The organism is Herbaspirillum sp. C9C3 (assembly GCF_013359625.1).
Taxonomy (GTDB): Bacteria; Pseudomonadota; Gammaproteobacteria; order Burkholderiales; family Burkholderiaceae_D; genus Herbaspirillum.
This window is the reverse complement of sequence record NZ_JABFMQ010000001.1, coordinates 407,570-430,890: the sequence shown is the minus strand read 5'-3', so window position 1 is coordinate 430,890 and position 23,321 is coordinate 407,570. Positions and strand designations below refer to the sequence as shown.

21 protein-coding genes are annotated in these 23,321 nt (G+C 61.4%); 16 read left to right on the top strand and 5 right to left on the bottom strand.

Translation table 11 applies throughout. The features are described 5' to 3' along the window. The first annotated feature begins 107 nt into the window (after positions 1-107). The gene (locus HNO82_RS01995) at positions 108-860 is read left to right on the top strand and encodes an SDR family NAD(P)-dependent oxidoreductase (protein ID WP_175342563.1); all 753 of its coding nucleotides are present in this window, start codon (positions 108-110) and stop codon (positions 858-860) included. An 86-nt stretch (positions 861-946) separates the two neighbouring features. Here HNO82_RS01995 and HNO82_RS01990 read toward each other — a convergent pair whose 3' ends face one another. The 3 genes from HNO82_RS01990 to HNO82_RS01980 form a co-directional block, all read right to left on the bottom strand. Then, positions 947-1,153 (bottom strand): hypothetical protein, encoded by a 207-nt coding sequence (locus HNO82_RS01990; RefSeq protein WP_175342562.1) that lies wholly within the window; start codon positions 1,151-1,153, stop codon positions 947-949. A gap of 126 nt (positions 1,154-1,279) precedes the next feature. Further along, positions 1,280-2,029 carry a transporter gene (locus tag HNO82_RS01985; protein WP_008328627.1) on the bottom strand — a complete coding sequence of 250 codons (750 nt, stop codon included), beginning with the start codon at positions 2,027-2,029 and terminating at the stop codon, positions 1,280-1,282. 515 nt (positions 2,030-2,544) lie between these two features. Continuing rightward, positions 2,545-3,477, bottom strand: coding sequence for an HDOD domain-containing protein (locus HNO82_RS01980; RefSeq protein ID WP_008328626.1), 933 nt, complete (start codon positions 3,475-3,477; stop codon positions 2,545-2,547). A 361-nt stretch (positions 3,478-3,838) separates the two neighbouring features. On the opposite strand from HNO82_RS01980, the gene HNO82_RS01975 reads away from it, so the two are divergent. The 12 genes from HNO82_RS01975 (at position 3,839) to HNO82_RS01920 (ending at position 18,082) form a co-directional block, all read left to right on the top strand. Further along, the gene (locus HNO82_RS01975; RefSeq protein ID WP_175342561.1) at positions 3,839-4,900 is read left to right on the top strand and encodes a ligase-associated DNA damage response exonuclease; all 1,062 of its coding nucleotides are present in this window, start codon (positions 3,839-3,841) and stop codon (positions 4,898-4,900) included. Continuing rightward, on the top strand, positions 4,893-6,596 hold the full coding sequence (locus HNO82_RS01970; protein WP_175342560.1) for an ATP-dependent DNA ligase: 1,704 nt from the start codon (positions 4,893-4,895) through the stop codon (positions 6,594-6,596). Before HNO82_RS01975 ends, HNO82_RS01970 begins: the two co-directional genes overlap by 8 nt. Continuing rightward, on the top strand, positions 6,577-9,144 hold the full coding sequence (locus tag HNO82_RS01965; protein ID WP_175342559.1) for a ligase-associated DNA damage response DEXH box helicase: 2,568 nt from the start codon (positions 6,577-6,579) through the stop codon (positions 9,142-9,144). Before HNO82_RS01970 ends, HNO82_RS01965 begins: the two co-directional genes overlap by 20 nt. Then, positions 9,141-9,797 carry a ligase-associated DNA damage response endonuclease PdeM gene (gene pdeM, locus HNO82_RS01960; protein WP_175342558.1) on the top strand — a complete coding sequence of 219 codons (657 nt, stop codon included), beginning with the start codon at positions 9,141-9,143 and terminating at the stop codon, positions 9,795-9,797. The genes HNO82_RS01965 and pdeM overlap by 4 nt, the downstream gene beginning before the upstream one ends. Positions 9,798-9,857: 60 nt before the next feature. Further along, positions 9,858-10,661: a transporter substrate-binding domain-containing protein gene (locus HNO82_RS01955; protein WP_008328621.1), complete on the top strand. Its 804-nt coding sequence runs from the start codon at positions 9,858-9,860 to the stop codon at positions 10,659-10,661. 288 nt (positions 10,662-10,949) lie between these two features. After that, positions 10,950-13,907 (top strand): type VI secretion system Vgr family protein, encoded by a 2,958-nt coding sequence (locus HNO82_RS01950; RefSeq protein ID WP_349627544.1) that lies wholly within the window; start codon positions 10,950-10,952, stop codon positions 13,905-13,907. Between the two features lies 1 nt (position 13,908). Beyond that, on the top strand, positions 13,909-15,210 hold the full coding sequence (locus HNO82_RS22160; protein WP_249776911.1) for a hypothetical protein: 1,302 nt from the start codon (positions 13,909-13,911) through the stop codon (positions 15,208-15,210). Next, positions 15,207-15,701 carry a hypothetical protein gene (locus tag HNO82_RS01940; RefSeq protein ID WP_175342556.1) on the top strand — a complete coding sequence of 165 codons (495 nt, stop codon included), beginning with the start codon at positions 15,207-15,209 and terminating at the stop codon, positions 15,699-15,701. The genes HNO82_RS22160 and HNO82_RS01940 overlap by 4 nt, the downstream gene beginning before the upstream one ends. 67 nt (positions 15,702-15,768) lie before the next feature. Beyond that, positions 15,769-16,242 (top strand): YncE family protein, encoded by a 474-nt coding sequence (locus HNO82_RS01935; protein WP_175342555.1) that lies wholly within the window; start codon positions 15,769-15,771, stop codon positions 16,240-16,242. A gap of 69 nt (positions 16,243-16,311) precedes the next feature. After that, entirely contained in the window at positions 16,312-16,752 is a 441-nt protein-coding gene (locus HNO82_RS01930; RefSeq protein ID WP_175342554.1) for a hypothetical protein, read from the top strand. Between the two features lie 310 nt (positions 16,753-17,062). Then, positions 17,063-17,497 carry a hypothetical protein gene (locus HNO82_RS01925; protein ID WP_175342553.1) on the top strand — a complete coding sequence of 145 codons (435 nt, stop codon included), beginning with the start codon at positions 17,063-17,065 and terminating at the stop codon, positions 17,495-17,497. 84 nt (positions 17,498-17,581) lie between these two features. Continuing rightward, a complete protein-coding gene (locus HNO82_RS01920; RefSeq protein ID WP_175342552.1) occupies positions 17,582-18,082 on the top strand; it encodes a hypothetical protein in 501 nt (166 codons plus the stop codon). A 44-nt stretch (positions 18,083-18,126) separates the two neighbouring features. Here the strand turns inward: HNO82_RS01920 and HNO82_RS01915 are convergent, their stop codons facing one another. Together HNO82_RS01915 and HNO82_RS01910 are read right to left on the bottom strand one after the other, a co-directional pair. Then, positions 18,127-19,437, bottom strand: coding sequence for a hypothetical protein (locus HNO82_RS01915; RefSeq protein ID WP_249776910.1), 1,311 nt, complete (start codon positions 19,435-19,437; stop codon positions 18,127-18,129). Positions 19,438-19,603: 166 nt separating this feature from the next. Then, positions 19,604-20,677: a nucleotide excision repair endonuclease gene (locus HNO82_RS01910; protein ID WP_249776909.1), complete on the bottom strand. Its 1,074-nt coding sequence runs from the start codon at positions 20,675-20,677 to the stop codon at positions 19,604-19,606. A 288-nt stretch (positions 20,678-20,965) separates the two neighbouring features. Here HNO82_RS01910 and HNO82_RS01905 point away from each other — a divergent pair, with 288 nt between their 5' ends. The 3 genes from HNO82_RS01905 (at position 20,966) to HNO82_RS01895 (ending at position 23,283) form a co-directional block, all read left to right on the top strand. Beyond that, the gene (locus HNO82_RS01905) at positions 20,966-22,660 is read left to right on the top strand and encodes a thiamine pyrophosphate-binding protein (RefSeq protein ID WP_175342549.1); all 1,695 of its coding nucleotides are present in this window, start codon (positions 20,966-20,968) and stop codon (positions 22,658-22,660) included. A 2-nt stretch (positions 22,661-22,662) separates the two neighbouring features. After that, the gene (locus tag HNO82_RS01900) at positions 22,663-22,920 is read left to right on the top strand and encodes a hypothetical protein (RefSeq protein WP_008328615.1); all 258 of its coding nucleotides are present in this window, start codon (positions 22,663-22,665) and stop codon (positions 22,918-22,920) included. Positions 22,921-23,064: 144 nt separating this feature from the next. Further along, positions 23,065-23,283 (top strand): hypothetical protein, encoded by a 219-nt coding sequence (locus tag HNO82_RS01895; RefSeq protein ID WP_008328613.1) that lies wholly within the window; start codon positions 23,065-23,067, stop codon positions 23,281-23,283. The last annotated feature ends 38 nt before the right edge of the window (positions 23,284-23,321 follow it).

Sequence of the window (23,321 nt, the reverse complement as noted above, 5' to 3'; positions counted from 1 at the left end):
ATATTTGCATTTTCCCCGAGAACAATGGCCGATATCTAGCAAAATTACCAAGGCGATTACTGAAATATATAGCATTACTACTTAAATGACTTGATTCAGGAGACAGCATGGCAACCACTACTTCGCGTGACCTTCATGACCGACTGGCACTGGTGACCGGCGCCGGCCAAGGCATAGGCGCAGCCTGCGCCGAGGCACTGGCGCGCCAGGGCGCCACGGTCATCTGCACCGACCTGCAGGGTGCCAGCGCGGCCAGGACGGCCAGCGCACTGGGCGGGTCGGCCCAGTCCCTGGCGCTCGATGTCACCGACAGCGCCGCCCTGAACAGCCTGGCTGCCCGCCTGCCGCCGCTGGACATCCTGGTGTGCAATGCCGGCATCGTCAGCAATACGCCGGCCGAGGAGATGAGTGATGAAGAATGGGACAAGGTACTCGACGTCAACCTGGGCGGGGTCTTCAAGACCTGCCGTGCCTTCGGGCGACGCATGCTGGAACGCGGTCGCGGGTCCATCGTCAATATCGGTTCGATGTCGGGGATGATCGTCAACGTGCCGCAACCGCAGTGTCACTACAACGCCTCCAAGGCAGCGGTCCACCACCTGACGCGCTCGCTGGCGGTGGAATGGGCCGCACGCGGGGTGCGCGTCAATGCGGTGGCGCCGACCTACATCGCCACACCGCTGTTGCAGGAACTGGAAAAGGAACCGGCGCTGATCGCCCGTTGGATGGAGATGACCCCGCAGAGACGCATGGGCAGGCCGGAGGAAATTGCCGGGATCGTGAGCTTCCTGGCCTCGGACGCCGCCAGTCTCATGACCGGCGCCATTGTCAATGCAGACGGTGCTTATACCTGCATATGAAGCTTTGTACCGTCCGCGCAGGCAACAAAAAGGCCGGCCACCTTGCGGTGCCGGCCTGATCGGCTGGTTGCGGGTCCAGGGCGGACTCAGACGCGGTAGATCTTTTCCCCGGTCTGAACGATCCTGAATTTCTCGTTGGTCAGGGGATCCAGCGCGCGACCATCGGTGAGCTTGTAGCTGCGGCTGAAGGCCTGGTCAGCCTGGTCAGCCTCGTCCTGTTGCGTCTGGTACACCTCTACGTGGTAAGGTGCGCCGGTCTTGCCCTTGGCATCGAATTTTTCCACCAGATCCATATGTCGTCTCCTTAGTCGTGGCCTTGCGCCAAGGTCAACGATAGCAGATTTGGCGCGGCTTTCCAGCGCATTGCATGTTGCAGCGCACAGAGATGAAGTTCCGTGCGCTGCTCCGAGGCTCCCCGATCAGAAATGCAAGGTCACGCCGACACCGAACTGCCGCGTCACCTCAGCCTTGTTCAGACCGAATTTGGCACCGGCATCCAGGTCCACCGTCTTGTTGGGTGACCAGATCGCACCCACCAGGGCATAGGAAGGCAACTTGCGGCTGGAAGCGTCGGGGTTCTGTGCCAGGCCGGTATCGGCCACCAGGCGCCACTGCTCATTGAGGCCATATGCGACGGCTACCGAAGCGCGCCACAGGGTCTTGCGTTGCCCCTCCCGGTCACTTTCCAGCTTGAAGCGGTTGTAGCGCAGGCCCAGGTTGCCATGCAGCGCCCACGGGCCGGTCTCGTAGGAGGCGATGCCGGTGAGGGCCATGCTGTTTCTGCCGGTGCCCAGGCCCTTCTCTTCGTCGCCGCTGGGCATGAACAATTCTGGCTTGAGCGCCAGCGCCAGGCCATCGGCTTCATGGAAACGCCATTTGGCGCCCACTGACACATCCCCCACCCCGGTGCCGCTCGGAGCCTGGAAGGTCTGCGGCAGGTTGAAGAACATGTCCAGCTTGTCCGTCACGCCGTAGGTGAAGGTCAATCCGCCCACATGAGCGGCGTTGCCGTCCTGCCTGCTCCAGTCGGTATTCATTTCCAGCTGCATGCCGCCACTGCCTTGTACGCCGGCATCATCGGTGACCAGCGGATGAGCGGCAAAGGCCGGATGACTGGCGGCCAGCAGCAGTGCGGTCAGGCAGGACACTCGGATGGTTTTGTTTTTCATGAAAGACCCCACTTTCTTGTACTTTATTTTGATCGGTACGGCATTCGCGTGGCCACGATGACACACCCGTGCCTGCCGCAGACGTGACGGAGCACGTCGCAGGCGACGGAGACAACATTGTGGTCGGAGCGAACCGAAGGGAAATCGCGCCGCTGCCATGCCGGGGACACATTAGCAAAGGAAATTGCCAGGCATTCCGGACAGGAAAGGCGCAGGCAAGGCCCTATTGATGAATATGTCCTCGTTGGTGGCTGCGGTAAATGCCGTGGCTTTTACGGAAGGAACATCAATCTGGCTGGGTTCATCGAGCCTTGCGAGCCGCCGGAAGCGAAGTCAGGACAGAGTCTGATGATGACGGGGAGATGCGGGCCACGGGCGGTTCCTGCAACGTTCCTGACGATCAACAGAGGCGCTTCACTTCCAGAGCGAGGGGGATAGTACCATCGGCACCTGACAAATCAGCAACGAAAAACTTCGATTTTTCATGACTAAATCTGACGCTGACTGCAATCCATTCACTCGGGCCGTTGCGCCGCAGCGAGCAGCTCCGGGCCGATCTCGCGCAGCACGCGGGTCGGCACCTTGAGCAATGCTCCCCATTCACTCCAGTCCCAGGACACGCGGCCGCACAGGTATTGCAGACTGGAGAGCGGCAACTCGAAACGTTCACCCAGTTCCAGCAGACGCGGCAGCAGGGCCGGCCGCTGGGCATCGCTGGCCACGCAGACGTCGGCCACGCAGGCAGCCAGTTCCAGCAGGCGGATCAGGCGCTGCTGACGGTCTTGCTCATCCATGCCGGTGTTGTCGGCCTGGCCGTGATACAGGACGCTTTCGCAGAAGAGCTTGGGGAACAGCCAGTCCTGCATCATCGCTGCGGCCAGTTCCAGATGGTTGAATCCGAACAGTGCCTTTTCTTCCTGTCGCAACGAGGCGCCCTGCACGCCGGTGCGCAGCAGCTCGCCGTAACGTTTGGGACGCGCCGAGGCCAGCCCCAGCCGGCCGATATCGGCCAGCAGACCGATGGTGAACATTTCTGCCGGCGGCGCCACCTGCAGCAGGTCGCCCAGGGCCTGACCGGCGCAGGCCATGGCCGTGCAACGGCTCCAGAACAGGTCATAGTCGAACTGCTCGCAATCCCCGCGCCGCGCCGATTCGGTCAGCGAGATCGCCAGCGCCATCTGACGCACCGCATGCAGACCGACCATCAGCAACAGCTCGATATTGACGGCGGCCACCATGCGCCCCTTGTTGATGTTGGGGATGTTGGCAATCTGGATCAGGCGACCGGCCAGCACCGGATCACCCTGCACCTGCGCCACCAGCTCCGGCAGCGCAATGTCTTCCTGCTGGCACATCTGCATGATCTTCAGACGCACACCCGAAGGCGCAGGCAAGACTTCAGAGTCTTGCAGTTCACGGAAAACCAGGGGATCGACGTAATGAGACATGAGGATTCGTGTGATTCTTTTGAGTTCGATGCTTGGCGCAATGCCAATTTGAGTTCACCACAAGCATACCCAAATAATGTGCATTGTGCGTTGCGGCAATGCAAACGGAAATCAAGTTTCATCAGGACACGTCGGCCTGCTCACTGACAGGAAGGCAGGGCGGGCACTGACAGTGGGGTGCCGTGCTTGCCGTTAAGCTGACAAGTGGAACCGGCATCGGCAACTCGGCAACTCTGCAAAAAGCTTCATATAACTTGCGACAAAGCCGCGACAAGACCGCTGCAGGCATGGACAAAGCGGGCCGGACACGGCAAAACGGAGCCGCACGATTTTTTCAAGGCAGAGCAAGGACAACTCCCGCATGGAAGACATGGTAGTGGTGCGCAAGGAAGGGCTGTATTGCGTCCCCGGCGATTTCTACATCGATCCCTGGCGCCCGGTGGCGCGCGCGGTCATTACGCACGCCCACGCCGACCATGCCCGTGTGGGCCATGGGCACTATCTGGCGGCGGCACCGGGCGCGGGCATCCTGCGGGCGCGCCTGGGTGCGGATATCCCCCTGCAAACGTTGCCTTATGGCGAGCGCATCAACCACAATGGCGTACGGCTGTCGCTGCACCCCGCTGGACACGTGCTGGGCTCGGCGCAACTGCGCATGGAGCACGAAGGCCATATCTGGGTGGCCTCGGGTGACTACAAGCTGGAACCTGACGGTACCTGCGCGCCCTTCGAGCCGGTGCGATGCCACGCCTTCATCACCGAATCCACCTTCGGCATGCCGATCTATCGCTGGCAAGCGCAGCAGGAGATCTTCGACGAGATCAACCGTTGGTGGCGCAGCAATGCCGCGCAAGGGCGCGCCAGCGTGCTGTTCTGCTATTCCTTTGGCAAGGCGCAGCGCATTCTGCATGGCATCGACGCCAGCATCGGTCCCATCATCTGCCATGGCGCAGTGGAGCCGCTCAACCTGCTCTATCGCGAAGCCGGCATCGCCCTGCCGGAGACGCTCACCGCAGGCCAAGCGGAGGCCGACAAACGCAGCAAGGCCACCGTCTACGCCGGCAGCCTGGTGATCGCGCCGCCGTCGGCGGCAGGTTCGCCCTGGATACGCCGGTTTGGCGACTACAGCGATGCCTTCGCCAGCGGCTGGATGCGCTTGCGAGGGACACGTCGGCGGCGCGGGGTCGACCGTGGCTTCGTCCTCTCCGACCATGCGGACTGGCCGGCCCTGCACGAGGCGATCCGCGCCACCGGCGCCGAGCGGGTCATCGTGACCCATGGTCAGGTCGCCACCATGGTGCGCTGGCTGCGGCAGCAAGGGCTCGATGCCGGCGCCTTTGCCACCGAATACGGAGATGAAGAAACGCAAGACAGCACTACCCCGGCTGCGCCCGTAGCAGCGCAGGAAAGCGGCCATGCGTGAATTTTCGCGGCTCTATGCCGAACTGGACGCCACCACCTCCACCACCCGCAAGCTGGCCGCCCTGCAGGACTACTTTGATCGTGCTCAAGCCGCCGATGCGGCCTGGGCAGTGTACTTCCTGGCCGGGGGCAAGCCGCGCCAGACGGTTCCTACCAGCTTGCTCAAGCAATGCGCGATGCAATACGCGCAGATCGATGAATGGCTGTTCGAAGAGTGCTATCACAGCGTGGGCGACCTGGCCGAGACCATCGCCCACGTCTTGCCGCCGCCCTCCGGCGCCAGCGACCTCGGGCTGGCGCGCTGGATGGAGGAGCGCATCGCGCCCTTGCGCGGCGCCGATCCGGCCGTCATCCGCAGCGCCCTGTTCGCCGCCTGGGATGAACTGGACTGGCAGGGACGCTTCCTGCTGTCCAAACTGATCGGCGGCGGTTTTCGCGTGGGCGTGTCGCGCCTGCTGGTCACACGGGCGCTGGCTGGCGTTGCCCGGCTCGATCCCAAGCTGGTCGCACAACGCATGGTTGGCTGGACCGATGGCCGCACCCGGCCCGATGCCCTGCGCTTTGCCGCACTGATTGCGCCGGCCGCGGGTCAGGATACGCAGTTGCAGGGTGGGCAGCCCTATCCCTTCTTCCTGGCCCATCCGCTGATGGAGGTGCCAGACACTCTGGGACCGCTCTCGGACTGGCAAGTCGAATGGAAATACGATGGCATCCGCGCCCAGCTGGTGCGCCGACAGGGGAGCAACTGGCTGTGGTCGCGCGGAGAAGAACTGATCACCGACCGTTTTCCCGAACTGGCCAGGCTGGCCCTGCCCGATGGCACCGTCATCGATGGCGAGATCGTCATCCGCCTGGTCGATTGCGGCCCGCAAGCTGATCGCGTGGCGCCTTTCGCCGACCTGCAAAAACGCATCGGTCGCAAGAACCTCACCGCCCGCCTGCTGGCTGACCTGCCCGCCGGTCTGATCGCCTACGATCTGCTGGAACAGGACGGCCAGGATCTGCGCAGTCTGCCCCAGCATGAACGCCGCCACCGACTGGAAACCCTGGTGCAGGCCCATGCCGCGCCCGCCCTGATGCTGGCGCCCCGCATCGTCGCCTCTGACTGGAGCAGCCTGGCGCAGCTGCGCAGCAGCGCGCGCGAGCGTGGCGTGGAAGGCATGATGTTGAAGCAGCGGGAGGCACACTATGGCATTGGGCGCACCCGCGATGTCGGAACCTGGTGGAAGTGGAAGGTCGATCCCTATTCCATCGATGCCGTGCTGATCTACGCCCAGGCAGGTCATGGGCGGCGTGCCTCGCTGTACACCGACTACACGTTTGCAGTGTGGGACGCTCCGGACGAACACGGCGAGCGTCGGTTGGTGCCCTTCGCCAAGGCCTATTCCGGCCTCACCGATGCCGAGATCGCGGTGGTCGACCAGGTCATCCGCAAGACCACCATCGAGAAATTCGGTCCGGTGCGCAGTGTCAGGCCGAGCATGGTGTTCGAGATCGGCTTTGAGGGCATCGCCCTGTCGTCCCGCCACAAGGCGGGCATCGCCGTGCGCTTCCCGCGCATCCTGCGCCAGCGCCCGGACAAGACGGTCGAACAGGCCGATACCCTGGCCAGTCTGCGGGAGCTGCTGGGGCCCACCGCCAGCCTGCCCTCCGAGGAAAAACAGAAAGAACTGCATCGTGCCACGCAAGACGACTAATTCCCGTTCCAGCGGGAAGATCGCCCTGTCTCAGGCTGAACAATGGTTCAGCCAGCGCGGCTGGGAGGTTTTCGATTTCCAGCGCGCCGTCTGGCAGGCCGCCACCTCGGGCAAGAGCGGCCTGCTGCATTCCGGCACGGGCTCGGGCAAGACCTATGCGGTCTGGTTCGCCGCCCTGCTGCACGCCGAACCCAGGCTGGGGCAGCCGGACCTGCCCACCCATGTGAGCGGCCTGCGGGTCTTGTGGATCACCCCCATGCGCGCCCTGGCCACCGACACTTTGCGCGCCCTGCAAGCGCCGCTGGCCGACCTGCTGCCGCACTGGCAGGCTGGCATGCGCACCGGAGACACCGCCGCTGGCGAGCGTGCGCGCCAGATGAAATCCCTGCCCCAGGCCCTGGTGACGACCCCGGAAAGCCTGTCGCTGCTGCTGTCGCAAGCCGATGCCCAACAACGCTTTGCGAAGCTCGATGCCGTGATCGTGGATGAGTGGCATGAACTGATGGGCAACAAACGTGGCGTACAGGTGCAGCTTGCCCTGGCGCGCCTGCGACGCTGGCGGCCAGGGATGGTGGTGTGGGGGCTGTCGGCCACGCTGGGCAATCTTGAGCAATCGCTGCAAGTCCTGCTCGGTCCTGCGGCTGCCGGACAGGGCGTGCTGGTACGGGGCGAGCAACGCAAGCGCATCGTCATCGATACCCTGTTGCCACCGCAGCCGACCCGCTTTGCCTGGGCTGGCCACCTCGGCATGCAGATGCTGCCGGCCGTGGTGCAGGAGATTGAGGCCAGCGGCAGTACGCTGGTCTTCACCAACACACGTTCCCAAGCTGAACTCTGGTACCAGAATCTGTTGGCCGCCCGGCCCGACTGGGCGGGCATCATCGCCCTGCATCATGGCTCCCTGGACCGTGAAGTGCGGGACTGGGTCGAACACGGCCTGCGTGATGGCCGACTCAAGGCCGTGGTCTGTACCTCCAGCCTGGACCTGGGCGTGGATTTCACCCCGGTGGAGCGGGTGTTGCAGATCGGCAGCCCACGTGGCGTGGCCCGGCTGCTGCAGCGCGCCGGGCGCTCCGGCCACTCACCGGGGCGCAGCTCGCGCGCCACGCTGGTGCCGACCAACAGCCTGGAGCTGGTGGAAGCCATCGCCGCCCAGGATGCGGTAGCGGCCGGCCGCGTCGAAGAACGTGCGGTACCCGGGACACCGCTGGACGTACTGGTCCAGCATCTGGTGACCATCGCCCTGGGAGGCGGTTTCCGCGCCGATGAACTGTTGCAGGAAGTGCACCAGGCCTGGTCCTATCGCGACTTGCGCGAGGACCAGTGGCAATGGGCGCTGGACTTCGTGGCGCGCGGCGGCCGGAGCCTGAGCGCCTATCCGGAATACCACCGGGTCGCCCTGGGACAAGACGGGGTCTACCGCGTTGACGTGCCGGCCATTGCGCGGCGGCACCGGATGAACATCGGCACCATTGTCGCCGACGCCAGCCTGCACGTGCAGTACCTGAAAGGCGGACGCATTGGCACGATTGAAGAAGGATTCATCGCGCGCCTGCGTCCGGGTGATCGTTTTCTCTTTGGCGGGCGCGTACTGGAGTTCGTCCGGGTCCATGAGATGACGGCCTGGGTGCGCCGCAGTACTGCTGGCAGCGGCGCCGTCCCGCGCTGGCAAGGCGGGCGCATGCCCTTGTCCTCGACCTTGGCGCAGGCCGTGCTGGAGCGCCTGCAACAAGCCGAACAACAGCATTTCGACGGCCCGGAAATGCAGGCGGTGCGGCCATTGCTGGCGCTGCAGGATGCCTGGTCGGCACTGCCCACCGGTCAGCGGCTGGTGGTGGAAGCACTCAAGAGCCGGGAGGGCCATCACCTGTTCTTCTATCCCTTCGCCGGCCGCCTGGTCCACCTGGGACTGGCGTCTCTGCTGGCCTGGCGCCTGGCCAGCACGCGGGCAGCCACGTTCTCGATGGCCGTCAACGATTACGGTATCGAACTGCTGGCGGCGGAGCAAGTGGAGTGGGCGCGCCTGGCCCCGGACCAGGCACAAGCGCTCTTCAGCGAGGAGCACTTGCTGGACGACATACTCTGCAGCCTGAACGCCACCGAACTGTCGCAGCGACGTTTCCGCGAGATCGCTCGCATTGCCGGGCTGGTCAGCCAGGGCTATCCCGGCCAGCACAAGAGCGCGCGCCAGTTGCAGGCTTCGTCGGCGCTGTTCTTCGAGGTCTTCCGCAAGCATGATGCCGGCAATCTGCTGCTCACCCAGGCCCAGCGCGAGGTGCTGGAACAGGAGCTGGAACTGGAGCGCCTGCGCAGCACCCTGGCCGAGCTGCGCGCACGCACTCTGAGGCTGGTGCAGCTGGAGCGCCCTACCCCGTTTGCACTGCCGCTGATGGTGGAACGCTTCCGCGAGAAGCTCTCGACCGAGAAACTGGCCGACCGCGTGGCGCGCATGCTGCGCGAGCTGGAAGGTGCCGCCGACAAGACCGCCTCGCGTGAACAACCCAAGCCCGCCACCCGGCGCAAGGCCAAGCCCAAGACTGCCGCATGATGCCCTACCCCGGCTTCGACGCCGATGGCGCCATCCTGACCATGCTGCCCGAACGCGCGCTGCTGTGGCGCCAGCGTGCCATGCTGATCCTGGCCGATGTGCATTTCGGCAAGGCAGCGGCCTTTCGGGCCGGCGGCATTCCGGTGCCGCACGGCACCACGCGGGCCAACCTGGAGGCCATCGATGCGCTGGTACAGCAGCATGCAGTGCGTCACATCGTGTTCCTGGGGGATTTCCTGCATGCCCGCGCGGGGCGTGCTGCTGGAACGCTCTCGGCACTGGCGCAATGGCGTGGCCGCAACGCGGGACTGACGCTCACGCTGGTGCGTGGCAATCACGACCATCATGCGGGTGATCCGCCCGAAGTCCTGGGCATGGAACTGGTCGATGAGCCCTGGCGGCTCGGCCCGCTGGCGTTCTGCCATCATCCGCAGACGGTGGACGGTGCCTTTGCCATTGTGGGCCATGTGCATCCGGTGTATCGCCTGTCCTCGGCGGGCGACAGCTTGCGGCTGCCCTGCTTCGTGGTGGACGGGCGCTGGGCGATGCTGCCGGCATTTGGCGCGTTCACGGGCGGCCATCGTGTCGATGCCTTGCCGGGACAGCGCATCTATTTGGCGGCCGAGGATTGTGTCTTGCCGCTGCCGGGCTGAGCCGCCACGCAATAAGGGGTATCATCGACGCGCTGATATTCATACGAGGAGACAAAGACAATGACATGCAAACACCGCCTGCTGGCCCTTTCGATTGCACTCGGCCTGGGCGTTCTCGCCAACGCGCCGGCACAGGCAGATGCGCTGGCCGACATCCAGAAGGCTGGCGTGGTCCGCATCGGCGTACCGCAGGACTTTGCGCCTTTCGGTTCAGTCAATACGGACCTGCAATTGCAGGGGCTGGACATCGACGTGGCCAAGCTGATCGCCCAGAAAATGGGCGTCAAAGTGCAACTGGTGCCGGTGGCCAGCGCCAACCGCATCGCCTACCTGCAGACCCACAAGGCCGACCTGGTCATCTCCACCCTGGGCAAGAATGCCGAGCGTGAGAAGGTGATCGATTTTTCCCAGCCCTATGCGCCCTACAACAACAGCGTGTTCGGCGTGGCCAGTGTGGCGGTGAGCGGCCCTGCGGACCTGGCCGGCAAGACCGTGGGCGTGGCGCGCGGTACCTTCCAGGACCTGCAACTGACCGACACGGCGCCAAAGAGCGCCACCATCAAGCGCTATGAGGACAACAACGCCATGATCTCGGCCTATGTCTCAGGCCAGGTGCAGCTGGTGGGCACGGGGGACTTTGTCGCCTATGCGCTGGCCGAAAAGGCACCCGGCAACAAGCCGGTGCTCAAGTACATCATCCATGAATCAGCCTGCAGCGTCGGCTTGAACAAGGGCGAAACCGCCTTGCTCGGCAAGGTCAACGAGGTGCTGACCTCCGCCAAGAAGAACGGCGAACTCAATGCCATCGTGCAGAAGTGGCTCAATGTGCCGCTGCCGGCGAAGATGGCCAGCACGTTCCAGTAAGCAGCAAATCTGTTTGAAGCTTCATGCCGCGATGTTGCGTCATGAAGCTTTATTTTTCACCCATATTTCAGTCATGAATTAGCGAAATTTTTCGATGGAGGTAGCCAGCCCGGACTGGCAAAATGCACGGCACAAAAATGAGCGGCCTGATTACTGAGCGCCGCTGCCATGCAGCAGTCGATGACAGGGGGTAGCACGGGGACAACTTGATGCCAGCGTGGTGTTGAAAACCAACACACGTTCGTTCGCAGCACAGCGAATGGCGGACCATCAAGATGAGGCTATCCCGTGACGCAAGATGCAGCACCGCCCCGCCGGCAGCACAGCGCGCCTGTTGCACCGCGCTTGCTTTCCACGCTCCTTTCTGGCTTCCCCTCTACGCTCTTCGGCCCCGGACTGTCGCAACACGCGCGCCTGATCACGCTGGCCGGCGCCCAGGAAGCCGGATTGCCTGAATCCTTGGTCGTGGAGCGCTTCCACGGCCAGGAGAGCGTCAATGACAACTTCCAGTTCGACATCGACGCCCTTTCGGTTTCCACCGATCTCGATCTCAAGCAATTCATCGGCACAGAGCTGACCCTGCGGCTGCTTCAGGCTGACGGCAGCCGGCGCGCCTGGCATGGCTACTGCACGCAGGCTTCATGGCTGGGTGCCGATGGCGGGCTGGCGCGCTACCGGCTTCGGCTGGAATCCTTTCTTGCCTTCCTCGAACGCCGTCGCGACAGTTTCCTGTTCCAGGACATGAGCGTGACCGACATCGCCAGCGCGGTCCTGAAGGAATACCCGCAAGCCAATTTCGCATTGGAGGTCACCCAGCCTCTCAGCAAGCGCGACATCTGCACGCAATATCGCGAGAGTGATTTCGCCTTCCTGCACCGCATCCTGGCCAGCGAGGGGCTGAACTTTCGCTTCGAGCATCGGCAGGAGGGTGAGCAAGACCGCGCTCATGGCCAGCAACAGGCGAGGCACAAGCTGGTCATCTTTGACCGCGAGGCCAAGGCACCGGATCTGCCGGGCGGCGATACGCGCATCCGCTTTCACCGGGTCGCGGCCACCGAGGCCAGTGACGCCATCACCGACTTTGGCGCCGTGCGTAGCGTGCGTTCCAATGCGGTGGCCCTGGCCAGTTGGCATCCCGAGAAGATTTCTTCACCTTCGGCCGAGGAGAGCTCCAGCCTGGATGCCGGTGAACTCCCTGCCCTGCCGGTCTACGACGGTACCGGCCAGCAGGACTTTGCGGACCAGCAAGCGGCCGCGACCCATGCACGGTTGATGCTGCAGGCCCTGGAAATGCAGAACAAGCACTTTGAAGGCACAGGCGCGGCGCGCCAGCTCGGTGCTGGCATGCAGTTCACGCTGAGCCAGCACGAGCGCTATCCCGACGGTGAAAACCGCTTCAAGCTGCTCTCGGTCAGTCACAGTGCACGCAATAATTTCGACAGCAACATTGCCCAGATCCTCGACCAGGTGCTCCCCGCCTCGCTGGGAAATCTGTTCGGCAAGACGCCCGCATCGGACAGCGCATCGGAGGACGACCTCAAGACTGGCACCTACCGCAACAGCTTCGTGGCCTTGCGCGACGTGGTCCCCATTGTCCCCATCGCCATCACGCAACGCCTGAAACCGACTGCACGCGGCCCCCAGACTGCGCTGGTGACCGGCCTGCCGGACGTGGCCGTCACCACGGACCGCAATCACCGCGTCAAGGTCCAGTTTCACTGGCAGCGCGGGAAGTCGCCCAATCCGGGCGGCTTGCGCGACACCGGGAACCTCGGTGACAAGAACGGCAACGCCCCCGGCAACGATGCCTCCGGTACGTGGGTGCGCGTGGCCGAAGCGCAGTCCGGCCCCAACTGGGGCAGCCAGTTCACGCCGCGCGTCGGCAGTGAAGTGTTGATCGATTTCATGGAGGGCGACATAGATCGTCCGGTAGTGGTCGCGCAGCTCTACAACGGCAGCGACGTGCCGCCCTTTCCGGCTGGCGCTGATTCCGGGGCCAATCACGCCAGCACGCTCTCGGGCTGGCACAGCACGGCGCATGATGGCAGCGGCTTCAATCAATGGGTGGTGGACGACACGCAGTTGCAGTTGCGCATGCGGCTGGCGTCCAGCCAGGCCAAGTCCCAGCTCAATCTCGGCCATCTGATCGAACAGGCCGACACCGGTGCCCGGCGCGGCAGCTATCGCGGCCAGGGTTTTGAATTGCGTAGTGATGCCTGGGGCGTGGTGCGCGGCGCGCAGGGCTTGCTGATTTCCTCGACGGCGCGTCCGGTTGCCGGTGCCAGCGTCACCAGCACGCAGATGGATGCCCACGAAGCCGTGGCGCAATTGAAGGGTGCGCAGCAACTGGCGCAGATCATGGGCGAGGCCGCCGCACAGCAGCAGGTGCTGCATAGTGCGGCGGCATTCAAGGCCAAGAGCGAGTTCATCTCCATCATCGATCCGGCGGACCAAGGCAAGCATCCGGGCAGTGTGAACGGCCAGGAGGCCTTCAAGAGCCAGCCGGAGTCACGCGAGAACGACCGTGCGCAACCAGTCGAGATGTTCGCGAAAGCCGCTGTGCTGATGGAGTCCCCGACCAACATCAACTGGGCCAGTGCGGCCTCCACCGTGCTCTACGCTGGAGAAAACCTGCACTGGACCACGCAGGGGGATACGCACTGGACTGCCGCCGATACCGCCAGCCTTGCGGCCGGCAAGGCGGCCACGCTCTTTGCGCACGACGGCGGCATACAGGCCTTCGCCGGCAATGGTCCGGTTTCCTTGCAGGCGCATACCGATGCGCTGGAGATCCTGGCTGACAAGGAGGTGAGCGTCATCAGCGTCAATGAAGGCATCGAGATCAAGGCACGCCAGAAGATCGTGCTGCAGGCGGGGCAGGCTTCGGTGACGCTGGAGGGCGGGAATATCACGTTTGCCTGTCCGGGGACGTTTTCGGTGAAGGGGGGGACGCATGCGTTTCCGGGAGGAGCGAGGGATTCGCCAGAATTTCCGATGCTACCTGACAGCCGACCTCGTCGATATTTTGAACGCTTGCGAGCGATTGACTTTGACAGCGGCAAACCTATAGCGGGCCTTACTTACGTGTTGAAGTTGGGCGACGGAACCTTACTAAGAGGAGTCACTGATAAACATGGACGAACCGAGCAAATAAGTACTGCGGAGACGCAAGAAGTCCAGGTCTTCTGGAACACATCAGTAATGCCTCCGGACGAGGAGGACACCAACCCTATTGAAAGTTGTTGAAATGAACGAAGATTTACCTGCACTAACTACTCAAACCAAGCTCGACAATCACGCCATCAAGGATGTCAAGGTCGAAGCAAGATTTACTGTCAAATATATTTTTGACGCGAGAATTTCAGAGGGTCTCTCAATTCCCTATGCAGTGGCCGTTGATGGCGTCGCTCAGGAAATCTATAAGAACAAGCCCAAACGGGTCAGCGGGGATAATGGACAGATTGTTATCCCGTCCATAAAGTCAGGAGCAAGCGTATCCTTGTATCTCAATAGCGATGCGCATCCGTCTTATAGAAAAAATCCCGTCTATGTGGTCAAGGTCGGAGAAAGAAATGTTGTGGTAAAGGTCTTGGAGAAAAGTGGGAAATCAGATGCTACTGACGCACCAGTTTTAACCGATCAAAAAAATAATGAAGATATAAGAACGGATGTCTATGAAGCGCAGCTAACCGGGGATATCTGGATGAAGATATCGCACAAATATACGGCTGCTGAAGTAGCTGCCTTATTACCCCGAGACACATCACCGGAGATGCTGGAAGCCATCGAAGCGATTTATAACGGGCTAGCAAGTCCACGCCTGCGCTTAGATGCAGAAGGCAAGTCGTTGACGATAAATTTTGAGGACTCAGACAACCCAAGAGCCAATATAAAAAAAGGTTACAGCCTACTAAGCGAGGGGCTTACACGGGTCCACCCTGCAGGATATGCAGCGTTGATGAGTGCTGCGCTGAACGCCGACGTCGACAAGATTGCTGTCACTTCATGTTGGCGTCCCATGCTTGGGTCTATCGCACATCGCGCGGGTCTAGGCCTTGATATTAATTATTTAGATGATATTCGCCTGAATCGGGAAGAACTTCGCAAAAAATGGGGTATCGACACGCCTAATGTGAGTGAAGCTGAGAAATCTCTGTTTGCAGAATTCAGGCAGGCGAAGACCGAACAAGCCGCTGCTCGTCAGCAGCTTGTGAAAGCCGTCAAAGCGAGTAAAAACCATCCTGACAACTCAGCGGCAGTGGAAGCTTTAACTACGGCAAGAGAACTGGCCGCAAAAGCAGACGTCAGGCGCAATCTGGCCGAAGCTGCTTGGAATCAAGAAAGAAATAAGAATGAGCCTAGCAAGGTCAGAACATTTAGAAAGTCACTGATGAACTCTCCAGCCGTTTCGCAGATATTTGATCCATGGTTCATGGATAGCAATAGCAAAGACAAAAATGCGCCAGCACCCAATCTGCAAATATCACGAAATGAGAAGACACATGCACATCATTTTCACATCACTGTCTTAGAACCCAAGATTCTATGAAAAGCATACCTCTCCTCTATCTGTTCTCGACGTTCGTCATCGTTCCCTCCCCGACATCAGCGAACCCGCCGCATTCTGATTTACCGCCCATCAATGTTCAGGGCGAGATGAAAGCAAACGCATGCCTACCCGAAGAAAGAGAGTCCATGCGGGCAGAACTACCAGCAGGATCTGCGGATTTAGCTGAGACGCTCCTATGCGCAAAGAAGACGGAAGCCAGCAAAAACTACTTGCTACGGCATATGAGCAAATTCATAAAACGCACGTCGATGGATGAAAACTACGTGGAGCGCACCCAAAGAGTCAAAGCCGACGCGGCGCTTGCAGAACGATTACTGAGCGCAGGCGAGGCATGGGATGTCAGTGTAGAAGTCTCAGTTAACCGCGTCAGTATCACCTACATGCCCAACGAAGCCTGTATTTCTGACCGAGAGCTGTTGCGCAAAAAAGGGCGCTGGATGATTACGGCCATCGGTAGCGCTTGCGATTAGTTTCTCACTCAGCCATCTGAGACCCGGCAGACTGAGGTGTACTGTCAATAACGGACACTCATGTTTTATGACGTCAAGCTACTCACTAGCTCTCTTTCTTTTCGCACTCTTCACCTGTCCTGCGAAGGCTGGAGCCGAAACTCCCAGGCATCGCAGCGACTTCCGCGCTGTCGGCAACCAATTCGCTTTTGAAGCGGGCAGACGCACTGTCGCCGTCCAACTGGACATTCCGGTGAACCAATGGGCCGTCAACTGCGCCCGGACCCACGCCATCGTCTGGGGAATCGACCAGCGCAAGCTACCTCGGGGCATCCCGCCATTCAACAAGATCTACATCATCGATCTCCGGCGGGGCAAGCCTGTCGGTCACTTCACGCGCACGCGTGGCCCTTATGAAGCCCGTTTCAGCAAGGATCAGACAATGGCGATCGTCGATGACGAAGTCGTCGACCTGGCCAAAGGAAAGGTGGTCGGGTATATCTACGACATGAAGCTTGATGATGAGACCTGCTCGCCTTTCCCCGGAAAGCAGTCAGGCTAACAATTACTGACTCCTGCTGCCCTCATGATGTCGAGGTGCAAAAGGCTCAAGCTCTGCAATTTACGAATCATGAAAATACCAGGCACGATACTTTCTTTCCTTGGCGGGGCCACTGCCACAAGTTTGCTGTTCTGCGGCTACCTTGTCTGGAAGACCGCTACCGTAAAAATCCACCGCCTCACCACACCTTTGCAACTCAGTACCGAACAGGCATCAAATGGTCTGCTGCCAGTCGGTACAACCCTCTATTACGATACGTCTTTCCCTGAAGGATTTTCCCGCTATAAAATTTACGTCAACATCAATCGGATGTCGCTGGAGCTAGAGACGCTTCGGGACCCCACCATGATCGATCCGGTAGACGCGATCGCTTTCAGTCAGGGAGCTCTGCTCAAACTACTCAGGAATCATCCCCTTACCAAAAATGACCTCCGGGCGATCGTCAATTTTAGCTATCTCTCAAAAGACGAAATTAAGGAAGTCCTTTCCGAATTCACGGACGGAAAATGACGCCAGCATGCCAGAACATCTCTATTGTCTGGCAAGAATGCCGACAGTCACGTATCAGATCGCCTCTCTCTTCACGACGCGAAAAACCTGATTCCGAAAGCGGCTGATGGTGGGGCTTTGGCAAAACTTCCGCTCCAGCAAGCCGGTTGCTTAGTCCATTTGAACAGAGGCCGAAGTCTCTGTCTGCCCGAAGTGACGAACAACCGACAAGCTGCTTGAGGTGTTTGGCCGAGCAACTGGAAGCCTCGTTCGCGCATAGCAACACCTTCGATTCTGTGTCACACCAAAGCCGCGTCTGCGGACCACCAATATGAAAAGCAAGGCAATTATTTTTCTCGCCGGGATGATGACTGCGAGCCTGTTCATGGTTGGATATCTCGTATGGGAATTCACCACCGCCAAAATCCACCGCCTCTCCGCCCCTCTGCAGCTGCGTTCCTATCAGGCCTCCAATGGTGTGCTGCCGAGCGGAGCAACGCTCTATTACGACACGTCCTTAGCTGAAGGGGTGTCCCGCTACAAGATCTATGTCAACATCGACCGCATGCCGCTGCCGCTGGAGAACCTGCCGGATCCGACCATGATCGCCCCGTTAGAAGCAGCTCCTTTCCGTCAGGAAGCGCTGCTGAAACTTCTCAGGAATCATCCCCTTACCAGAAAGGACCTCGATACGATCCTCAGCACGGGCTATCTGACCAAGGACGAAATCAAAGAGGTACTCAGTGAATTTGTGGCGTCAAAATGACCTAAGCACACAGCTGTGGTTCTCGGCCTTCAAGCGAATGCCGGGAACGTTGATCAATCCATGTTTTGAATCAGCCTTTCCTTCATGAAAAGAACTGCTCTACTGATCATGGCTACGGTTTTAGGCATCGCCACGGCCCTGCTCCTTGCAAGCGCAACAAAAGTCGAACAGTCATTCCCACCGCTGGAGGTGCAAGGCACAACGTATCAAAATGCCTGCACAGCGCCTGAGCGTTCCGAGCTGCGCCGCGAACTACCGCACGAGGCGCATGAATTGATCGAGACCTTGCTCTGCGCAAGCAAAACTCCCGCCCGCAAGGCCTATCTCAAGCAGCATGTCACGCCCAACGTCAACGCCGAATACAGTGGAAGCGGCCAAGAGGACCTACAAGAAGTACTTCAAGTTGACGACGAACTGCTCGATCACCTGATGAAAGCCGGTGAAGCCTGGCAAGTCACCACAACCGTCACCGATGAGCAAATTGAGGTGATGTTCTTCGTCAACGAAGCCTGCGTGCAAAGCCGCAGTCTCCGACTCGACCAAGGAAGATGGATGCTCTACGGGCTTGGTGCAGGATGCGATTAAGCAACGCGACAGCGCGCCGCCCCCGTCACTGCTGCCTCCGCTAATCAGAACTTGCTGGACACCCCCAACCCCCACTTGCGCTCCGCATCCCCGCTATCGGGCAGCAAGCCATTCGAATAATCCAGGCTCAGGCCCACGTTCTGGTTGAAGTTGTAAGTCAGCACCGACTTCCAGTAATGAATGCTGCGATTGCCCTGCAAGGCCTTCAACCCGGTATAGGTCGTGGTGAAATCAAACGGCAAGGCCGGATTGGTGGAAGACAGCGTGAACCCCGCCTGCGCCCCCAGGCGAATGAAGTCGCGATGCTGGTCAACCACATCCGCATCGCCCCGGTTGATGTAGATACCATTGCGGCTCTGACCAATCAGGATGGGCTTGAAGGCCAACCCATTGTTCCAGCGCAGGAAATCGTTGAGCACGCCGGGACGCACCGGTGTCAACGTGAAGTTGACCGTCAGCAGCCGGCTGCCGTCGGTACTGTTGACCAGGTAATCGGGACGCGCCGTCAGGTCCTCGGTATTGGCCGTATCAGCATGGGCAAAGTGGAAGGCCGACAGCATCCCTACCTGGCTGGTGCGCGTCGTGGTGATCTCGGCACTGCCACTGTCATAGTTGGTCACCCGGTTCTGCTTGAACCCGACATAAGGCACCGCCTCATAGGTGCTGCCGGGCGTCCCCAGAGGGCGCTTGTCCAGCGCATAGCCGGCAAAAACCACCACGTCATTGGTGCGTGATTGCGCTACATCGTCATTGGCCAGCGCCACCCGCGCGCGGTCGACCGAGGAGAAGCCAGCCTTGTCCCGATGGTCGATGGAAAGCTGGTCAGGATTGCCCCGAATCCGCACACGATCCATCCAGCCGGCCGGCTGTGCCGGACCGGCAGTCCCGTTAGCCGGTGGCGTTGCAGGACCAGCCGCCGGGGTAGGCACCGCCACCGGCGCCACGCCCATGCGCAAGGCCGTCTCTGCATGCGCCAGCGTCGGTGCCGCACCCGTCCCTTCACAACGCAGCGCCACGCGGCTGTTGTCCCGGAAAAAAGCCACCACATCACTGCGACCACTGGGCTGGAAGCGCGCATCCTTGCCGTCGAGCAGCGCCTGTACATCCGCAGCCATATGGTCAACGTTGCAGCTGTCGCCCTGGCAGCCCTGCCCCCCAGACTTCTCCATGGCGCGCTTTTGCAACAACCAGGCCACCAGGGCACGCGGCGAGTTCAACGGGGCCGGATCCTGGCCAACCGATAAATAGGCCGTGCTCACCGGATAGGTACGGATCAGGGTGGCGGCGAGCCGGTCCTTGTCCAGCGTCTGCTCAGCGTTGCAGAAGCCGGTATCGGCTGCATGGGCCAGGTTCAAGCCAAGAGGAGCAAGCAGCAGGATAGCCGCTACAGGATGAGGAAGTCGTCGTTGCATCAGATCGAATGGAGAAAACGCAGAAAAACGGTGGAATTCAAACAGACGGGGTCCAGAACAGCCGACCAGGCCCGCCCGCCGGAGACACCCGGCCCGGCACAGACCTGCTTCAACTCTGCGCCAGCGGCAGGCCCGGCAGCGGACGCAATTCCAGCTGCCCCAGCAGGTAAGGCTGAATGACCAGCTTGTAGCTTTCCAGGTCAAAACCCTTGAGGCTGGCGGCCGGACGGCGGATCAGTTGCCGATGGTCACGGTCCAGCGACCCAAGATAACGCCAATGATCGATGACATGCAGCTGCTGCCAGCCATCGCCCTGCTCCACCAGTCCCATCGGACCGGCGTAAGGCCAGGGCAGGATGCGCAAGTCTTCCAGCGCCTGCATCAGGCGATGCTGGTGCTGTTCATGGGATTGCTCCCCGGTGCAGGCGCCCCGGCAGCGACGGATCTGACGACCGAAGCAGGCCATGCCGATGCCATCGGCCTGTTCCAGCCCCGTCACGATGGAGCACAGACCGTGGCGCTCGACCAGCTTGTTCAACGCTTCCCGGGCGGCGCGCTCGCTGGTATAGATGCCGAAGAGGTTCTCGGCCCGACTGAAGTGGCGCTCATCCACCTGCGCCACCCATGGCTGGCCCGCAGGACTGAGCCGCAGCGTGAACAGGCCACGCCTGGTGCGCGGCTTCTTGTTGTGGGAAGGACGCAGATCGTGCAGCAGACAGTTCTCCAGCAGGGCCGCGCCCAGCTCACCGGCCGTACGACGGCATTCGATACGGCGCGTGCGGCCGATCAGGTACTGTTCCTCGTGACTGTGCAGATGAGCCAGCACGCGGCTGCGCAGATTGACGCTGCGTCCCACATACAGGGCCTCGTCATCCACACCGCGCAGGATGTAGACACCGCAGGCGGCGGGCAAGGCGTCAATGCTGGCACGATCGATGTGCAGCGGATAGCTGAAGGTGGCCGCGCGATGCGCTGCCGGCTGAGGGGCGTTGAAAGTGGCACAGGGCAGATCGAGATGGCGCAGGCCGCGCTGCCCTTCCTGCTCCAGCAGGCGCTCCACCAGGGCGGCAGGCAGCTTGCGCGGCTGAGCGGCTGGCGCCTGCGGCATCAGGGCCGGCATCGCGGCCTGCAGGGGGTGGGTCAACAGCTGGGTCAGTGAGGTGCGGTGGCGGATGGTATTCATGGCACTGGCCAAATCCTTCTTGTTGTTCATGTCACGGCGGGCGGGGCGTACTCTGTCAGGTTGCAGACGGTCCGGATCGGCCGGCCCCTCAAGTTGAAGTGGATTATGAAGTCGACCCTCTGCCGCCACAGTCGGCAGGAAGATGAAGATCGTGTAGGACATTGCCGCCTGGCAGCGCCGCCACGGGTCTTCTCCTACAAGGATTTACCGCTCTTGCCGATACTGGGCGGGGCCTGCCTGGACTTACTCTTGGGCGATTCCGTCCTCTTTCCTCTTCATGGAGTCGCCATGCCCGCCACCGTTGCAGACATCCTCATCGACACCCTCTACGACATCGGCGTACGCCAGATCTTCGGTGTTGTCGGTGATGCCTTGAATCCTCTGACCGACGCCATCCGTCGCGACAAGCGTATCGAATGGATCGGTGTACGCCACGAGGAAGGTGCCGCCCTGGCCGCCGCCGGACAGGCCAAACTGACCGGTCGCCTGGCCGTCTGCTGCGGTACCACCGGCCCCGGTGCCAACCATCTGGTCGCCGGACTTTACGAAGCCCGCAAGGACCACGCTCCGGTACTGGCCATCTCGGGAGGCGTGCCGGCAGCGCGGCGCGGTACCGATTATCTGCAGGAAAATTCACCCGACATGCTGTTCCGTGACGTCGCCGCCTACAGCCAGGTCGTCACCAGTGCAGAACAGGCGCCAGCCGTGTTCCATCAGGCCATTGCCCAGGCTTATGCGCAACGCGGCGTAGCACACCTGAACATTCCTGCAGACATCATCGGCGCCAGGCTCAGCGGCACCGTGCCCAGTATTGCTACGCTGCGCGAGCGCAGTGAACTGGCACCGCCGCCCGCCGACATTGCCGCCGCCGCTGAACTGATCAATGCCGCCGGATCGGTCGCCATCTTTGCCGGCCATGGCTGCCGGGGTGCCATCGACCAGGTGCTGGCGCTGGCGAGCAAGTTGCAGGCGCCGGTCATGCACACTTTCCGGGGCAAGGACCTGGTGGCGTACGACCATCCGCACTGGATCGGAGGCGTCGGCCTCATCGGTGGCGCGCCCGGCACCGATGCCCTGCATGCGGCCGAGGTGATGCTGATGCTGGGCTCGGACTATCCCTATTCGGAATTCCTGCCCACCCGCTCCAAGGTAATCCAGATCGACGAACGCAGTTTCGTGCTGGGTCGCCGCGCCCCGGTCACGCTGGGCATCACCGGCTCGGTCGGTCCGGCCGTGCAGGCCTTGCTAGAGCAGGTCGAGGGCAAGACCGATGGCAGTTTCCTGCAAAAGACCAATGCCGACCGCGAACGCTGGAACAGCAAGCTCGATAACGCCGCCGAGATCAAGCGCCATCACAAGAAGATCAAACCGCAAAGCGTGGCCCGTGCCGTGAGCGACCTGGCCGAGGACGATGCCCGCTTCGTCATCGATACCGGCGTGGTCACGCTCTGGTGCGGCAACTGGATCCGCCAGCGTGGCCAGCAACGCCTGCTGGCCTCGTTCAACAATGCAGCGGTCGGCACTTCCCTGGGCCAGGCCAACGGCATCCAGGCCCTGGACCGTGAACGGCAGGTGATCGTGGCCGTGGGTGATGGCGGCTTCACCATGCTGCTGGGCGAATTCATGACCAGCGTGGAGCACAGATTGCCGGTGAAGGTGATTGTCTTCAACAACCGCGAATGGGGCCTGGTGCATCTGGAGATGGAAGAAGCCGGCCTGCCCGCCTTCGAAGGTTCAGAATTCCCCAATGCCGACTTCGCCGCCTTCGCCCGCGCCTGCGGCGGCCAGGGCTTTACCGCCCGCACGCCCGAGCAGTTGCAGGAAAGCCTGCAGCAATTGCTGGCCGCGCCCGGCCCGGCAGTACTGGATGTGTTCATTGATCCGTCGGAACTGCCGGTCATGCCGCACATCAAGATGGAGCAAATCTGGCGGTTCGGCCTGGCCAAGGTCAAGGAAAGCCTCATTGCCATGCAGGGAGGATGAGCATGAACGCCATCGAACAGCAACGAGAGCAATACGCAGCGCAACTACGCGCCCGCTTCGAGGACTACAAGCGCTGGGCCATGGCGCACTGGCCGGTGACCGATCAGCCGCTGCAGGACAGTGCCTTCATCGCCGCCGAACGCGAGCTGGAACTGATTACCGGCAGCATGCTGCACCCGGGCCGCAAACCCGACGGCATTCCCGCAGCCAGTGCACAGCCGGGGCAATTCGAAGAGGTCACCCCGGCGCCCTGGCCCTGAGTCCCGGCCTCCTCGCGCATTCTTACGTACGGTTGCGCCGCCCGCTTATAGGGAGGCAAAGGCGCACGCAGTAAGCTGTCTTTCACGGGCCGCACCCACTGATGCAGAGCTCGGCCCTGTCCATCAGAACAGAAGGAGAACAGCATGAGCGCAAGCAAATCCGACAAGAATCATCGTCCCAACCAGTACGACACCCCGTCCGAAGTGGCCCTGGATGAAGCCAATGAGATGAGCTTTCCTGGCAGTGATCCGGTAGCCACCTCCAACATCACCCGCATCGAGAAGGCCCCCGAGATGGAAAAGGCCAGGGACGACCATCAGAACAGCCACCGGGTCAAGCAGAACACACCCAAAGCGGGCTGATTCCTGTCCGCCCGTCCCATTTGCAGGGGCGGCCGGTG